Consider the following 15,689-nt stretch of genomic DNA (forward strand, 5'->3'; position numbering starts at 1 on the left):
GAAAAAAACTGTAATCCAGCTTTTCCTAGCCACCACTCAACATATTTTAAGCATTATATTTTTGCTTTAAACACTCCTGCTACCACATAACTTCGTTAAACATTTACTTTAGAATACTTTTCAACTAGCTGATATTCTACCAAATACTTTTGATTAAACACACTTATGCACTGTGTTCAAAACAAAAGGGTGATTGTATACTCCAAGTGATGGAACAAGCAAGCACATATTGGAAGCGTATTAATATAAATTTTATCAGGTTAATAATTTCTAACAACAGACATTTAGGATCTAAATGTTTGCATTAAAAAACAATTCAGGTTTGAAGGTATGTAAGGCATGCCATTGGCTGAAAATACTTGAGAGTTATTATGAAAAACGACATTAACATCGAGGAAAAAATCATTGATACTGTAAGGGAATTATCTAAAACCCTGCGTTTTTTTGACCGAAAGTCGCAAAACAACACAGGGGTTACATTGAATCAATGCTACATGCTTGATCTTATTCGAGAAAACAAGATCATGCCTTTGTCCGATTTACACGAGCGATTGGGCATAGACAAAAGTACTACTACACGTTTGATTGAGCCTTTGTTAAAGAGAGGCTTGCTCGAAAAAATGAAAGCTGAGCACGACAAACGCGCCAGTTATGTAGTGATTACTAAATTGGGCGAAGAGGTATACGAAAACGCTCGCACCCGCTCTTTTAAATCAATAGGAAAAGTGCTGGAACAAATACCTCAAAACAAACATTTGCAGGTAGTAGAGTCTATAGACATGCTACTAGATGCGTTCAATGTAATTTATAAACGTCCGGTAGCAGTAGGAGCATAATCAATGCTTAATTTTTTGTACAAAGCGTGAACAGGGTAACTTGTTCACGCTTTGTGGCTTTAGAGCTTGCTTAAAATTAGCCAAAAGGCAGAGGCAGAGCTCGCCTGCGGCTTGGTTCATTAATCAGGTCTTTTACGAGGATTTCCTGATTGTAAATTTGACGTATCTAATCCGAAAACCCATCATAAAACCTCCTATGACCGAAAATTTAAACAAGCTCTTAGGCAAGTTGATTTATTGGTGTTGGCTCACTTTCTTTTTTGAGGGTAGGCTTGGGTTTCATTCCAAACAATGTCCGCATCAGGGCAAATGGACGAACAAGCCACCAATAAATACCTATAGAGACTACTGTAGAAAGAATCGTAAGTACCACAAAACCAGCCCAAACACCCAGCCCCCAATGCACCGAGAAAAAACCAATGACAATGATGACAGGCTGGTGCAATATGTAAAAAGGATACACCCCTTGATTGAGTGGCTTGAGCCAACGATGCCGAATATTTAAATAACGATAGCCATAGCCCATCACCGCCAACATGCTAAACCAGGCAACCATTGTTTGAGAAATCCACCAATAACGAATGTCAAAAGGTAACTTGGGGAAAATCCAGGTTTTGGGCGTAGCCAAGTAGTTATAATACAAAAATGCTGATGCAAGCACCCAAGCTATCAAAAATATACGGCGTTGCTCTTTCAAAATGTCCCAAAAATGCTGATGGGAGGCAATCATATATCCAGTAATAAAAAACATCCAGCCAAAAGTGAAGTATTCCCAATCATTGTACAAGGCGTGAGTCTCTTCTGGAAAGTGGGGCTTAAGTAAAACCTTGACAAGCAAAATTGGCAGTACACCCAGCAACAATGCTCCCTTGCCACTGGCAATACGTGTGAGTCGCTTAATAAAAGCTTTTCCTTTGGTGGTACGCAATTGTAAAAATAAAGGAAGGGCAAGCAATGAGTAAATAAAAAGGTATAAAATAAACCAGAGGTGATGCCAGCTTAGCGCTCCATTGGGGTAGGGCACCCACTCGAATATTGTAGGATAAAAATCCCAAAAACTGCCTTGAAACCTACCCCTGAGAAGAAACTCTATATATACTTGAATGGGCACTATAATGCCAAACATTCCAGCAAGTAATGGTATAAACAAGCGTTTGGTTCGTTCTGCCAAATACTTGCGGCTGTTTCTTATGCCCAAGGCAAAGTAGGTGCCCACCCCCGATATAAAAAACAATAGCGGCATTCGCCAAATATGCAATTGTACCATGAGGTGGTGCAGCCATTCACTGGTTTGAGGACTCTTTATGTGCCAATCTTCATTGCTTCCCCGGTACACCATTCCTACATGAAACAACAGCACGCTAAAAATCAATACAATACGCAACCAGTCGATATCGTAGCGGCGTTCTTTCTGAGTCAATGTTTGCTTGTTCTTTTGCATGGTTATCTACTAAATTTTACTTTGTTCATTTCCTCTTTAGAGCATTTACAAATTAGTTGGTTGTCTTGTTTTTAAAGGCGAAACAGTGCTTATCATTCAGCAAATCTGAACAAATGGCTCATCATTTTTACCTCTGAAGACAACGCTTTAAGCATACGCTTAGCGAGGATGTTCCAAAAGTAGACAAAACTTTATATTGATGAGGAATCTGCCTATAAGTACGGTGTGTGAGCTTATCGGGAAGTACTGTTTCTGATTTTAAAGTTTTGTAAAACAGTGGGTTGTGAACTAAACTGTGTGCTGCAAAATAAAAAGGGCAGAGGTGATATTTATAGGGGAAATGCAAAAAAGAGGAATGGAGGAATCCAAAATACACACAAAAAAAGCAGTAGGAGATGAGAACCGCCTACCACTTTTTCTTGTTTCTTCTAGGCTTACGCGAAGGGTATTGCTGGCTTAACTGATGCAACAGGTTATGCTGATAACTCAGCAATACTTTATGGTTATTGTTGGTGGCATAACGGTACACTTCAGGATGGTTGGGTACTCCGGTTCCTTTCATTATCTGAAAAGCGATTTCCCAATATTGAGTTTCATCGCTTTTCAGTAATTTAATCAGGTTTTGTATTTCTTGTTCGCTCATAGTATGCTAACCAACCAGTCAGAGGTTAAGTTTTAAAAATTAGCCTCCAACTTGGGCTTGACGGTTAATTGGCGCACTACCCAATACATGAGTAATCCGGTAGGACCCAACATAAAAGTAAAAAGCAAACAAGGAATCACAAACTTATGAGGGACGCCCGTTCTTTGGGCGTTGCTTACCTCCCAACAACCCACAAATAAGTCGAAAGCAAGGTAGTGTACCCAACCAATGAGCACTGCTTGAGGGGCCTTAAATAAATCCATGACCCCCGCCAGGGTACTAAAGCTATCTAGCTTAAAAGCGGCAATATTGAGGGCAAACATTACGATATAAATGATCGCAAAAAACAGCGATATACCCAATGAAAGTACAATACGCCTGGTCCACTGCCAGCCTGGGGCAAATATCAACAACAACCAACCAACAAGTGCTACCGTGTTTACAAGTGTAAATAAATTTTCAAGCATAGGTTTTTTTGATTTAGGGTTTGTTTAAAGCGTTGTCTTTAGGGCTAAAAATTACTGCCCAAACTACTAAACAAATTTTTATTAAGACAGGACAATATAAACCAAAAAAGGGCAAGGTTTGTTTAAAACCCTGCCCTTTGGTATTAAATGTAAATATGGTGGTGTGCAGTACGCCACCATGACTCCTCAAAACCTAAAACTTGTTCCTGTCAACACCTCTAGCTATGGTTTTTAGCAAATCGCCAAAAATCAACGTAATAGAAAAAGTGTAGTTACCGATGAGCTGAATCTGGAGTTTGATGTGGTGAGCTCAAGAAGTTAAACAAGGTGCACTTGTGGCTTAAAGCACCGATATGCATCGACATCTAAGGACTTGCACCCGTAGTTGCAAGACGTATCTAGAACCTAACACCTAGCACTCTGGCTTCTAAGTAGGTAAAGTAGAGATTTTGATGAATTAACTACGTTGAGCTCGCGAAAAGCTCGGTTTTGGTTACTGGCGATCTTCAAAAATTGAGCATAGCCGTAGCTATGGGATATTTTTTAAGAGAAGCTATTGAACAAAAGGCGCGAAATAGTGCTTTACATATTTAGTGTCCAGAGTACTAGTCCCCAGAACCTTTCTATGGTCTATCTATCAGCTCTTGTTTGTCAAACCGGGGTACTTGTGCATCATGGTTTACTTCATTTTCGTGAGTTTCGCTCACCTCATCAAAAATCTTGGGTTGTGTAACACCTGTAGTTTCATAAATATTATTATAAATGGTGTGGGCTATTTGATTGACTGGCAAGTCGTTGTTATCTGTTCCAAAAGGTTCTTCTATTTCTTCTCCAATTTCTTTGAGCCCCGCCAATGCATAATAAGTAACCGCCAGCAAAGGTACTGTCCAATAGCCAAGGGCGTGTACCAGATTGAATGGCAATGAAAATATATACAAGTTGAGAAACTGCCTTAAGTGAATACCATAAGCCAATGGCATAGGCGTTTTTTTGATGCGTTCACACCCACCAATAATATCGGTCAGGGCAGCCAGGTGTTTTTCAAAGCTTAGAAACTGCATTTCTTTCAGATTACCCTCATTATAACGTTGGGTAGCCAATGCGTACATGCAACGGGCAATTTCATTGGGTACATGCTTGAGCTTTCTAAAGCGTTGGTACTCAGTTTCGGTAATCAAGTGCAAGTCAAAAATACGTTTGGCAGCGTCACTGTCACGCAAGTGGCTTTTCAATGCAAAAGCATAAGCCGATGCCATCCTGCTCATATACTCTTTGTCTTCGGCTGTGTCAAAATAAGTACTTATTTTGATGGCAATATTGCGTGAGTTGTTTACCAAGGCTCCTAGAAGCTTGCGTCCTTCCCACCAGCGGTCATACGCCGTATTGGTTCTAAACACCAGTAACAACCCCAGGGCAAGCCCCAAAATAGAGTGTACCATGGTAGAGGGCTCTGACCAAATGTTTACTTTAAAATATACCAAGGCGAAGGTATAAACAGCAATCACAAGTAAGCCTTGCCATAACTCGTGCAGCATGTGGGTATTCCAAATCAATTTATTGAAATACCATTCAAGGCGTGACATTCCTTGTCTATTATCGGGCATCTTTTGCTTTAGTTTTTGATTGTGAGTTGAGCCGTTGCTACCTAGCGGTAGTCATCAGGCTATATGTAATAATACTACCTCCCGAATTAAATTGTTGCCATTGGTACTAAGAAACTGGCTTAAGCTTAAACACCATGGCTACCATTTTCGAAGGCATTTCGTTGACCATTTCGTTATAGTCGTATTTTTTTGCTGAGTAACGTTTCTGGTATATTTTCAACTGTTCTATGCTGGCTACATCATTTGTTTGGCTCAGTTGCTCCATGTTTTCTTTTATTTCATCCAGTTGATGTTTTATCTTATTCATTGTGTGGTAGCTCAACATAGCCCACAAAAACAAAAAGCCTCCAATAGCCACCAAAATTCCCAGTGCTCCTATCATTTTTATTAAATTTTATGTTTGGTTTTTTATTAAGTAACGGTTGAAAAATAAGATATCCGTTTGGAGATAGAAATTTGCTGTCAAAGCAAGGCATTTAGCCTCTGGCAGAGTTCAGCACAGCTTTAGCTTTGTAGTGCTTGAATCCCTCACTTGATTCGTGGTGTTACGAGTGATAAAGATTACAAGGTATCGATGGTAAAGGTCATTTCCAAAACAGAAAGCTTACAGTCCCACTTCATCAGGGGTTATTTTTTGTCCGTTACTAAGAACAAAGTTACGCATTAAAATGAATAGATGGAATACCACTAAAAACAAAAGCAGGAAGCGCATGCTTTGTAATCAAAGTAACCCAAATATTTATTTGAAAAGGTAAAAAGCTACTAACTAACAAATTCATAATCTATTGAAAATAAGCGTACTATAAATTTGTTAGTTACCTATGGAACAGGGCGCAACTTGAAGCACCGATATACATTGGCATCTATGGACTTGCCCCTGTCAGGGCTGCTTACTACTTATGACTAATTGCTTACAACTTTTATTTAAGCATATCCTCTTGAATTATCTTTTCTATATTACGTTCGGCCATTGCCGTGATGGTTATAAATGGGTTTACACCAGTATTGCCTGGAACAAGTGCTCCGTCATTTACATACAAATTTGAGTATCCCTTTATCCGACCATACAAATCGGTAGCTTTGCCCAACACACAACCCCCCAACGGATGGTAAGTAAAATCATCAGCAAAAGCCTTGTTATTGCCAAATAAGTCATAACGGTATATGGTAGTATTTGCTTTGTTTATTTTGTCAAACATGGCTTTGGCAGAATTGATCGATGGTTGACTTTGATGTGCTCCCCAGCGTAACACAGCTTGTTGCTTGGTAGCATCGTACTCAAAATGTCCTCTTTCAGGGTTTTTGGTAATGGCTAGGTACAAACTGATCCAGGTCTCGAACCCAGTGGGCAATGGAGCTATTTCGGCAAATACCGGATTACTTGCATTGTCCCAATCGTTGATGCCCATTGCCGGAATGGTAGATTGTTTGGTGCCGGTAGGGTGCCACATATGGTTGGCACGGGCAGTCATTACATTGCCATTATTGCCCCAATGAGTGCCTACCTCACTTGGCAACGAAGGTAGTTTACCCGTTTCGCGGGCACGTACCAGCATTTCGGTAGAGCCAACCGACCCGGCACACATAAATAAGTGTTTGCAAGTAAAAGTTTTTTTGGCAACGGTTGCCCCTGAAGTGTTTATTTCAGAAACGTCTATCTGGTATAACCCCTGAGAGTTTTGGGTAATGGCATCCACCCGGTGCAAATATTTAAGAGTTACTTTGCCTGTTCCCAAAGCGTCAGCCAGGTAGGTTTTGTCTAAGCTACGCTTGCCTCCGTTGTTGCCATAAATCACCTCTTTGCCAAAAGCTGATTTATGTACTTTACCTGCTTCTTCCTGCTGCATATAGTTATAGTCATAAATATTAGGCACTGTTACAGTTTTAAAACCAGCTTTTTCTGCTTGTTGACGACCCACTCTGGTAAAACGATAGTAAGGAGAGTTTTCCAGTAAAGTATTAGGAATGGTATTTACCTGAAGCTTTTGATTGGCGCGAGGAAAATACTTATTATACATTTCATGAGTATTTACTTCTGGCAAAATTTCCTGAAAATAGTTCATAGGAGGGGTTACAGCCATGCCACCGTTCACCAGTGAACCTCCTCCTACGCCTCGCCCAACATATACCGACATATTGGGGTAATTAATACGGTCGAGTACTCCGGCATAATAGTCAATGGGACGATTGATAGCGTCTATCCACAAAAAAGAACTCAAAGGAGCTTCTGTACGGTTCTTAAACCACATAGCTCGTCCGTCTGGTTTGGTCATTTTGCAAAACACTTTTCCATCAGGACCAGGTTTGTCCCACAGTTGCCCCATTTCCAGCATTAAGGTATCTACTCCAGCCTCTCCCAGGCGTAAAGCCGATACTGCCCCTCCATAGCCAGTTCCTATAACAATGGAGGTGAAGTGGGTAGTTTCGTTGCGGTTTTTTTCTTTTTGAGGCAAGGTAGGGTTAAAACAATTGGCAAGACTAATAGTGGTTAATCCCATTACAGAGGCACTTCCCATAGCTGATAAGCCGAGAAATCGTCGGCGTGATAGTTTTGACATGATAGAATTTTATTTATGAAATTGTTTAGTAAAATGGAAAAATAAAGTAACCCAAAAAAGCACAACGATCAGAGACAAAGTTCAGTAGATTAGCTATACAAAGCTTGAGCTTCGTTCTGCGGTGAGGTCTTTTTTTAGTTTTAAGATTTATACCTGGGCTTTCTTAAAAGCATGACAGAGACAACAATATATTGCATTGGTAATCAACCTTGCCCCAACTTTCATATCTCAAAGCCAGGGCTTTGAACTTATGAGCATATTTATCCTTAAACCCTGTAAAAAAGTGTTTAAAATAAGCCATACTTGGTGTCGTTCTTTAACTTGGCTTATATGTTCCTGTTTGTTCAAAGCAGCATGGCTTGTTTCCAATGAAGTTTGGATAAACATGTAGCTTCCGTAGACTACAAGCTTATAAGTCTGGCTCCCTTTTTCATACTTTCAATACTTTTAAATAATCCTTTGTTTGTGCCAGATTTTTTTTAACCATAACTTTTATGTTAGGAATAAACTTCTGGCGTTTGACAAAATATTTCATAGTTATACCAAGTTAAAAGACGAAATTAAGAATGTAAATTTATTCTGGAACACCCCTTGGTAAATTGTAAATAATTGATTTTCAGGTTTTCAGTGATATTATAGTAATAGTTTCTCAAATTTATCTATTACGAAATTTATCATCTGTATGTGTCAGGGTGGTAATAAGCCTTGACACATAGGGTCACAAGGAGGAGTTTGGGTTTTACGGAATGTTCTGTTAATTTTGGTTGTATAGCATTGCTTGTTGAAGAGTAGTCGAAATCCTACACTACAGGATTGCCTGTCTCTCACTCTTTACAACTTGTGCTTTGTGGCTTTTACATTGTAACTCACACAACAGAATGTATATCAATAAAACTATCTCATTCAGGGTAATTTTGGGTTTTGCCTGGAAAAACCTCTTCATCTTTACCATTTTGGCTACTTTGGTTTGTATTGTTTACTTACATTATGGGGTAAAGCAAGTAGCTATACCTTTTTTGCCATTAGGTACTCTGGGCACAGCGGTTGCCATCTTGCTAGGTTTTCGCAACAATTCAGCCTATGATCGTTTTTGGGAAGCCCGTAAGATATGGGGAGGCATTGTAAACACCAGCCGCTCATTTGCCCGTCAGGTTACTACATTTGTTACTACACAGTTTGCCCAAGGTGATATGAGTGAAGAAAACGCGAAAACACTTCAGAAAGAGCTGGTATATCGACACCTTGCCTGGCTCAACGCCCTGCGTTTGCATTTACGTCGCGAAGACTTGCTCAATGAAACCTGTTGGTACGAGTTAATCCATTTTATTTCAGAAGAAGAACTCAAAGAAATAAACCTCAAGCAAAATAAACCTACCCAATTGAACCAGCTTCAGGGAGAACGCCTGCAATATGCCCGAAGTGTAGGATTGATTGACGATTTTAGACACATGGAACTAGACCGCTCGCTCAATGTTATGTATGACTTACAAGGCAAGTGCGAACGCATCAAAAACACCCCTTTGCCTCGTCAATACGCTTTTTTTACCAAAGTATTTGTTTGGGTTTTTGTGTGTTTGTTGCCTTTTGGCTTTGTAGATATATTGCACTGGATGACGATTCCTTTGGCGGTATTGGTTTCTTGGATATTCACAGTACTTGAGCAAGTGGGGCACTATACCGAAGATCCTTTTTCGAACGGAATCAATGACATTCCTATGACGTCTATGTGTCGCACTATAGAAATAGACCTGAGAGAGCAGCTCAAAGAAACTGAACTGCCCAAACCACTCAGGGCAGTCAATGGAGTATTGATGTAAGCAAGCGCCTACAATGCTAACCTGGTGTGTAGATACGCCCTGTTTTATTGATAAACTTGTGAATTAGGAGAAGACGATTAGAGTAAGTGTTCGCCTTTTATATTACTGGTAACCAATGATCAGGGAGGCTAAAACAAATTTCCCAAACACTAATTACAAGAAGCGAGTCAGTGTTTGGGAAAACATTAAAATTAGGCGACCCTGTAAAACTTTAACCACTTAAGATTTTAAGAAAACAGCAATGTGCTGCATATCAAATACTTAGTACATCTACCAGTTTAATGAGTTCATCCTCAATAGGCTTGTTTTTATCAATGGCATCTTCAAAAGGTGTGTATACCAATTTGTTGTTTTTTACCCCAGCCATTACACTACTTTTGCCCGCAAGTAGCCCTTCTACTGCACCAATCCCCGTTCTACTGGCAAGAATTCGATCTTGAGCTGTAGGTGAGCCTCCCCGTTGAATATGCCCCAAAGTAGTTACCTTAATGTCTAACCCTTCGGTTGCATCCATTACTTTGGCGGCAATATCGGTTGCGTTGCCCTCTTCATCGCCTTCAGCTACAATTACAATAGAAGAAGATTTATGGTTGAGCCTGCCTTTTTGTAAGGTTTCTATTACTTGGGCAATGGTAGTTTCGGTTTCGGGTACCATCACTATTTCGGCGCCGCCTCCAATCCCCGACTGAATGGCAATATAGCCTGAGTCACGCCCCATTACCTCCACAAAAAACACCCGGTTATGCGAGTCAGCGGTATCGCGAATTTTATCTATAGCTTCCAGGGCAGTATTTACTGCTGTATCGTAGCCAATGGTATAGTCAGTCCCATAAATATCGTTATCGATAGTACCAGGGCAACCCACTGTGGGCATACCAAACTCTTCGTGAAACACCTTGGCACCAGTAAAAGTACCATCGCCACCAACGGCCACCAAGCCATCAATGTCAAAATGCTTAAGTTGTTGATAAGCTTGTTTGCGTCCTTCATAAGTACGAAACTCAGCACTACGGGCCGACTTTAAGATCGTGCCCCCTTGTTGTATAATATTACTTACCGATTTAGACTCCATCCGGTGAATGCGCCCTTTGATCATTCCTTCGTAGCCGCGCATAATGCCATATACTTCTATGTTGTTATAAATGGCGGTACGCACCACTGCTCTTATACAAGCGTTCATTCCTGGCGCATCGCCTCCTGAGGTAAATACTGCTACTCGTTTCATAAAAATAAATTTATACAAATTGCCTATTTCATCGTTTGTTACGCAACTCTTGCCAAAGTTATGGAAATATGAATTTAAAACAATTGCCCCTTATAACAAAAGGCACCAGGGAGTGCCTGGTGCCTTGTATTCGATAGTTTTGTAAAAAAACAAAACTTTAATCTAAAAAGCTTTACATTGCTTCTCGATGCAATATTAGTTGTTGATACTCACAAGAAACTGCTTCCATCTGCCGATTTTATAAACCCTTAAAAATCAATGTATTATAAAACAGGTAGCATGCTTGCAAACCAGCCTAAAGCTAAGGGCCTTTAGGCTGTAAAAGCTATTGACTATCGACCGAATGCTATAGACTATTAGGATTAGTCTTTTTTCTCTGCAATCTTATCGTCTGTTTTTTTGTCGTCGTCTTTCTTTTCTTCCTCTTTTTTGCCAAAACGGTTAGAAAAAAAGTTACGGGCAGTGTCGGCAAACTCTCCTATTTTTTCTTTGGCGTCTCCGGCAAACTCTCCTATTTTTTCTTTAGCATCGTTAGTCATCTCAGACGCTTTTTCCATGAAAGTTTCTTTAGGTTCTCCAGTGACAGCCTCATATACTTCGGCTTTTATAGTAGCCGAGGTAAGGGTGAGTACTTCGTTTACCTTTTGATCTACCTTATCGGCAACTCTTTTCTTGATAAACTCAATGGCAATTTCTGCTGCAATTTTACCTTGTTCCTCGTTGATACTTGCGTGTGCCGCAATTTCTTTGGCTAATTGGTCAACCATAATGTTTGAAAGTTAAGTGAAGATTTACAATTATTTTAGATGAATTGAATAAATGAAATTGGCATCTGATCCAACTCTACTACAAGGTAAAATATTTGACGTGAAAATAAAAAAATAAAAAAATCTGTTTTTCAGAAAAATACCTGTTCTGTTAGAAACTTATAGGCGAATGTGCTAATTTTAAAACCATAATAGCTATAAGAATCAAGCGACAAGCTACAAGTGTACACAAGGGGTTTTGGTATAGTATGGTAAACCTTGCTGCTTGAAGCTTATGCCTTGTCGCTGTAATAAAAACAAATCATGAACGATATTCAAACTTTGATAGAAAAGGCGTGGGAAGACCGTAGCCTTTTGCAACAAGCCGACACTGTAGAAACTATCAACACCATTATTGAAAAACTGGATAAAGGAGCGTTGAGGGTAGCCGAGCCAACCTCTGATGGCTGGAAGGTAAATGAATGGATTAAGAAGGCAGTAATTATGTATTTTCCTACGCGTAAAATGGAAACCATCAAGGTAGGTCCGTTTGAGTTTCACGACAAAATTCCTTTGAAAAACGACTATGCCGGGCTAGGAGTACGTGTGGTACCTCACGCATTGGCACGTCATGGAGCGTATGTAGCCAAGGGGGTAGTGATGATGCCTTCTTATGTAAACATTGGAGCTTATGTCGACTCTGGTACTATGGTAGACACTTGGGCTACTGTAGGCAGTTGTGCTCAAGTAGGCAAAAACGTACACCTAAGTGGTGGTGTAGGTTTGGGTGGTGTGTTAGAACCTGTACAAGCAGCCCCCGTTATTATAGAAGATGGCGCTTTTATTGGTTCGCGTTGCATCATAGTAGAAGGGGTGCGGGTAGGCAAAGAAGCCGTATTGGGTGCCAATGTAACCATTACCGGAAGCACCAAAGTAATAGATGTAACTGGCGACCAGCCTGTAGAATATAAGGGGTATGTACCCGAAAGATCAGTAGTGATTCCTGGGACTTATACTAAAAAGTTCCCTGCTGGAGAGTTCCAGGTTCCTACTGCTTTGATTATTGGCCAACGTAAAGCCAGTACCGACCTCAAAACTTCGTTAAACGATGCCTTGCGCGAGAATAATGTAGCCGTTTAAGCAAAGACAAAGACACAAAGGAAGAAGCAATAAGCGACAAGTCATACATCATGACTTGTCGCTTTTTTTGTGGCTTACACCAATTTTTTACAAAGGTTACTTTTGTCGTTTGGTGGTCATTGGCTATAAAATATGTTGGTAACAGAACTAAAAACTTTAAATAACTAAATTGCTGTGGGGCACGTTCAAAATATAAATTGAATAAGTTTAAATAACAAAATAGTGAGTCGTTGTTATTCACCAAGTTTTATCCAACAAAAATAATTAACCTCTATGTTTTTTAATAAGTGTATTAAACTTAAAATAAGAGATTTATGAACAATTTAAAACCCAATGATCAACGGGCAAAAACAGCCATTACTTTAATCTGGGTAGTGATGGTTGTTGAGGTTATAGCTTTAATTTCCAGTTACTTACAGTATGACCTTATTCAGTCAGCTGTGGCAGGAGCATCCGTTACAATTGAAGAAGCCAACGCCAACGATGCCCGAGAACGTTTGGTGGCCATAGTGTATTTGATTGTACTCACTATTTCGGGCATTACTTTTATCCAATGGTTTCGCCGTGCCTACTACAATCTGCACCAAAGAGTTGATCATTTGAACCATTCGGAAGGTTGGGCAGCGGGTGCTTGGTTTGTGCCATTTTTAAACTTGTTTCGCCCTTTTCAAATAATGAAAGAATTGTATGAAGAAACAGCTGAGCTTTTGGCAACCCACGAGTTCAAAGACAAAGGGCAACTTTCTACGTCTGTTTTAGGGGTTTGGTGGGCTGCCTGGATACTTAAGAGTGTCTTGGGGCAGGTGAGCTTCAGATTGGCAATGAACGCCAAAGAAATAGCTGAAATACAAGTGGTCACCATCATGAGTATAGCGCAACATGTATTAGGCATCATAGCTGCTTTTTTGGTAGTACAAGTAATTAGAGAGTATGCCAGGGTAGAACCAGCCTTAATGGAGTTCTCTTACGAAGATCAGATCAACAACATAGGTACTGACCGTTCAGATGAAGGTATGCATGAGAATTTTTAAGACATAGATAATTAGCATAAAAAAATCCTGAGATTAAACCATCTCAGGATTTTTTTATGTTAAACTTTTATTCAATCCCCAAATAAGGGTTATAAATATATTGCTTGCTAAACGAGCCCAATCCATTGAAATAAGCAGCTACCAATTCGGCAGGGTAATAAGCCATTCCTCCATGTAATAAACCTTGCCCACCACCATCGTTGTGGTCGTCCCAGTTCCACGGAGCATTTGCCGAACCATTTCCGTAAGTACTTGGAAAGCTCTTGGCATTGGTCAAAAAAGCAGTGTTGAAGCGATTCGTCCACAAACCATCTGCTCCAAACATATTCACTAATTTGTATTTTACGTGACGGTCATAAATATCGTCAGGCACTTCGCTGGTAGTTTTACTTGGGTAATATACCACATAATCACTGCCCCCTGGCTTTTGCTTGGCGTGTGCCTTTAAACCATGTCCTTTGGCCTCTTGCGAAGTTTTAAAACGATACACCCCTCCATAATATTGGGTAGTAAAAGTGCCATCAATGTCTTCATCACCATTAGTAAGTGATGATCCAGGTGCTTTGTAAGAGTAAAAATCGCGGTGAAAAACTGTAATAGCTCCTTCGGCTTTGCCATAAGTACTGCCATCTTTTTTTACAATAGTTAACAAACCTTCCAAATCATTTTCGTGTTCATCAAAACGATACAAAAACCAATTATCAGTCCAGTCACGGGGATGAAAAAACGCATAAATGATAAAATAATGAGTAGAAGTCTCCACCACCGAATAATACGCATGGGCTTGCGCCTTATAAGCATTATTGGCAATGTTGTTCCAGTTGTTGCTAGAGTTGAGGTCACCATCAAAATCTACTGCTGTAATGTAGTCAGCCTTACCGCTCAAGCCGTGCGATCCAGTACGATCAACGTCTTGATAGTGAACAGGCGCATGCTGAAAAGCCAGGTGAGCATAAAAAGCAGCCGACTGCCGTACAGAAGGTGCATTGCCTGGTATTTGAGCAACTGTTTGATGAGTGGGGGTGGGTGTTTCACTGTTTTGACAACCCACTATTGCAAGCATCAAAACAGCCAAGATTAGCGTGTAATTTTTCATTGTATTTGATTGGGTTAAGTAAAGAAAGGCGTGAATGTAGTGAAAAATAACTCTGACAGAATAAAGTGTGTGTTATGTAATCTTTAATAAGATATTATTTGGATTAAATCGGGTTTTGTAATTTGTGTAATGGGATGACAGGGGGGGGGGTGGGTGTTTTTTGATAGTGTATAGCAGGCGGTGAAGTGTTTTTTAAACAAAAGCATAAAGCCTGTATTGTAAAATAATGTGTGGTTAAATTGAGTTTTTACCGTAAAAAAACAAATAATGATTGATATATGTCAAATAAAAACTTGTACAGAATAAAGTTTGGATAGATACTGTTTTGCGTGTTTTTTTATCTTTTTTACTGCCCTTGTCTGAAGGTATATAGCATGTAATTGTATGTAAAGGTAGCGTGGTAAGCAGTATAAAGTTATACTAAATTGTCAGCTATTTGTACTTTATTAACCTGTTCCTGAAAAATGTGTACTTGAGTGATGGCTCAGTATATTGAATTATTACATTAGGCTCATAATAAAATTATATTACACACTTTTAATAATATTATCATGTTAATTTTTTATCAGTTGACCTTATACCAAAAACAACTTATGAGACAGCAAACGATTGCGCTCAAAGTTTTAATTAACCAATTAAGCCCCCCTCTTTAAACTTGATCATTACCTCAAGTTTTGTATTACCCCGACAATGGAGCATCACTCACTAATTGTTTGTAACTCCAAGGTATTGCCCAAGACCATCTTATTATATACTTGCTTTAATGCAAGATACAATAGCTTGGTTTGTACTTGCTTAGTAATCCAACAAAATAATCTGATTCAGGAAATGTAACTTCCAGTTGTTGTGTCCTTTTTGAAAAAACAGCCTTACACTACTTGCGGTACGCTCCACGCAGTGAATGGTTCAGGCCATTGGCATGGCAAAAAATCACTTTGAAACTTACTGGTATTTAAGCGTTTGTAGGCTTGGTTTTTTATAATCCAACGACTCAATGCCTTACACCATCGGACCACTTTATTTTCACAGGTTATTCTTCAGGTAGTTGTGAGAGTTCACCCAAACTTTATGTACTGACAAAAGTC

The 15,689-nt window shown here is 39.6% G+C and carries 13 protein-coding genes; 4 read left to right on the forward strand and 9 right to left on the reverse strand.

Annotation, left to right across the window (positions count from 1 at the left end; genetic code table 11):
* Nucleotides 1-371: 371 nt before the first annotated feature.
* Nucleotides 372-836, forward strand: a complete 465-nt coding sequence (locus tag M23134_RS12750; RefSeq protein ID WP_002696657.1) for a MarR family winged helix-turn-helix transcriptional regulator — start codon at nucleotides 372-374, stop codon at nucleotides 834-836.
* A gap of 220 nt (nucleotides 837-1,056) precedes the next feature.
* Here M23134_RS12750 and M23134_RS12755 read toward each other — a convergent pair whose 3' ends face one another.
* The 6 genes from M23134_RS12755 to M23134_RS12780 all read right to left on the reverse strand — a co-directional run bounded on the left by M23134_RS12755 (nucleotide 1,057) and on the right by M23134_RS12780 (nucleotide 7,549).
* Nucleotides 1,057-2,277 carry an acyltransferase family protein gene (locus tag M23134_RS12755; protein ID WP_002696659.1) on the reverse strand — a complete coding sequence of 407 codons (1,221 nt, stop codon included), beginning with the start codon at nucleotides 2,275-2,277 and terminating at the stop codon, nucleotides 1,057-1,059.
* Nucleotides 2,278-2,683: 406 nt separating this feature from the next.
* A complete protein-coding gene (locus M23134_RS12760) occupies nucleotides 2,684-2,920 on the reverse strand; it encodes a hypothetical protein (RefSeq protein ID WP_002696661.1) in 237 nt (78 codons plus the stop codon).
* Between the two features lie 32 nt (nucleotides 2,921-2,952).
* Nucleotides 2,953-3,387 carry an ABA4-like family protein gene (locus M23134_RS12765; RefSeq protein ID WP_002696663.1) on the reverse strand — a complete coding sequence of 145 codons (435 nt, stop codon included), beginning with the start codon at nucleotides 3,385-3,387 and terminating at the stop codon, nucleotides 2,953-2,955.
* A 623-nt stretch (nucleotides 3,388-4,010) separates the two neighbouring features.
* Complete coding sequence (locus M23134_RS12770) at nucleotides 4,011-4,991, reverse strand: bestrophin family protein (protein WP_002696665.1); 981 nt, start codon at nucleotides 4,989-4,991, stop codon at nucleotides 4,011-4,013.
* 106 nt (nucleotides 4,992-5,097) lie between these two features.
* A complete protein-coding gene (locus M23134_RS12775) occupies nucleotides 5,098-5,373 on the reverse strand; it encodes a hypothetical protein (protein WP_002696666.1) in 276 nt (91 codons plus the stop codon).
* A gap of 538 nt (nucleotides 5,374-5,911) precedes the next feature.
* Complete coding sequence (locus M23134_RS12780) at nucleotides 5,912-7,549, reverse strand: GMC oxidoreductase (protein WP_045113501.1); 1,638 nt, start codon at nucleotides 7,547-7,549, stop codon at nucleotides 5,912-5,914.
* Nucleotides 7,550-8,427: 878 nt separating this feature from the next.
* Between M23134_RS12780 and M23134_RS12785 the strand changes: the two genes are divergently transcribed.
* A complete protein-coding gene (locus M23134_RS12785; protein ID WP_002696675.1) occupies nucleotides 8,428-9,366 on the forward strand; it encodes a bestrophin family protein in 939 nt (312 codons plus the stop codon).
* Nucleotides 9,367-9,619: 253 nt separating this feature from the next.
* Here the strand turns inward: M23134_RS12785 and pfkA are convergent, their stop codons facing one another.
* Nucleotides 9,620-10,591, reverse strand: coding sequence for a 6-phosphofructokinase (gene pfkA, locus M23134_RS12790; RefSeq protein WP_045113502.1), 972 nt, complete (start codon nucleotides 10,589-10,591; stop codon nucleotides 9,620-9,622).
* A gap of 362 nt (nucleotides 10,592-10,953) precedes the next feature.
* Nucleotides 10,954-11,358 (reverse strand): hypothetical protein, encoded by a 405-nt coding sequence (locus tag M23134_RS12795; protein ID WP_002696681.1) that lies wholly within the window; start codon nucleotides 11,356-11,358, stop codon nucleotides 10,954-10,956.
* Between the two features lie 303 nt (nucleotides 11,359-11,661).
* Between M23134_RS12795 and M23134_RS12800 the strand changes: the two genes are divergently transcribed.
* Both M23134_RS12800 and M23134_RS12805 read left to right on the forward strand, forming a co-directional pair.
* Nucleotides 11,662-12,477, forward strand: coding sequence for a 2,3,4,5-tetrahydropyridine-2,6-dicarboxylate N-succinyltransferase (locus tag M23134_RS12800; RefSeq protein WP_002696683.1), 816 nt, complete (start codon nucleotides 11,662-11,664; stop codon nucleotides 12,475-12,477).
* 314 nt (nucleotides 12,478-12,791) lie between these two features.
* Nucleotides 12,792-13,508, forward strand: a complete 717-nt coding sequence (locus tag M23134_RS12805) for a DUF4328 domain-containing protein (RefSeq protein ID WP_002696685.1) — start codon at nucleotides 12,792-12,794, stop codon at nucleotides 13,506-13,508.
* A 67-nt stretch (nucleotides 13,509-13,575) separates the two neighbouring features.
* Here M23134_RS12805 and M23134_RS12810 read toward each other — a convergent pair whose 3' ends face one another.
* Nucleotides 13,576-14,604, reverse strand: coding sequence for a hypothetical protein (locus M23134_RS12810; protein ID WP_045113503.1), 1,029 nt, complete (start codon nucleotides 14,602-14,604; stop codon nucleotides 13,576-13,578).
* Between the last annotated feature and the right edge of the window lie 1,085 nt (nucleotides 14,605-15,689).

The organism is Microscilla marina ATCC 23134, from assembly GCF_000169175.1.
Classification (GTDB): Bacteria; Bacteroidota; Bacteroidia; order Cytophagales; family Microscillaceae; genus Microscilla; species Microscilla marina.

Excerpts from the sequence above, each read along its gene's own strand:
- M23134_RS12805 (WP_002696685.1), top strand. The coding sequence starts at position 12,792 with ATGAACAATTTAAAACCCAATGATCAACGGGCAAAAACAGCCATTACT.
- M23134_RS12800 (WP_002696683.1), top strand. The coding sequence starts at position 11,662 with ATGAACGATATTCAAACTTTGATAGAAAAGGCGTGGGAAGACCGTAGC.
- M23134_RS12750 (WP_002696657.1), top strand. The coding sequence starts at position 372 with ATGAAAAACGACATTAACATCGAGGAAAAAATCATTGATACTGTAAGG.
- pfkA (WP_045113502.1), bottom strand. The coding sequence starts at position 10,591 with ATGAAACGAGTAGCAGTATTTACCTCAGGAGGCGATGCGCCAGGAATG.
- M23134_RS12775 (WP_002696666.1), bottom strand. The coding sequence starts at position 5,373 with ATGATAGGAGCACTGGGAATTTTGGTGGCTATTGGAGGCTTTTTGTTT.
- M23134_RS12810 (WP_045113503.1), bottom strand. The coding sequence starts at position 14,604 with ATGAAAAATTACACGCTAATCTTGGCTGTTTTGATGCTTGCAATAGTG.
- M23134_RS12765 (WP_002696663.1), bottom strand. The coding sequence starts at position 3,387 with ATGCTTGAAAATTTATTTACACTTGTAAACACGGTAGCACTTGTTGGT.
- M23134_RS12795 (WP_002696681.1), bottom strand. The coding sequence starts at position 11,358 with ATGGTTGACCAATTAGCCAAAGAAATTGCGGCACACGCAAGTATCAAC.
- M23134_RS12755 (WP_002696659.1), bottom strand. The coding sequence starts at position 2,277 with ATGCAAAAGAACAAGCAAACATTGACTCAGAAAGAACGCCGCTACGAT.
- M23134_RS12770 (WP_002696665.1), bottom strand. The coding sequence starts at position 4,991 with ATGCCCGATAATAGACAAGGAATGTCACGCCTTGAATGGTATTTCAAT.
- M23134_RS12785 (WP_002696675.1), top strand. The coding sequence starts at position 8,428 with ATGTATATCAATAAAACTATCTCATTCAGGGTAATTTTGGGTTTTGCC.
- M23134_RS12780 (WP_045113501.1), bottom strand. The coding sequence starts at position 7,549 with ATGTCAAAACTATCACGCCGACGATTTCTCGGCTTATCAGCTATGGGA.
- M23134_RS12760 (WP_002696661.1), bottom strand. The coding sequence starts at position 2,920 with ATGAGCGAACAAGAAATACAAAACCTGATTAAATTACTGAAAAGCGAT.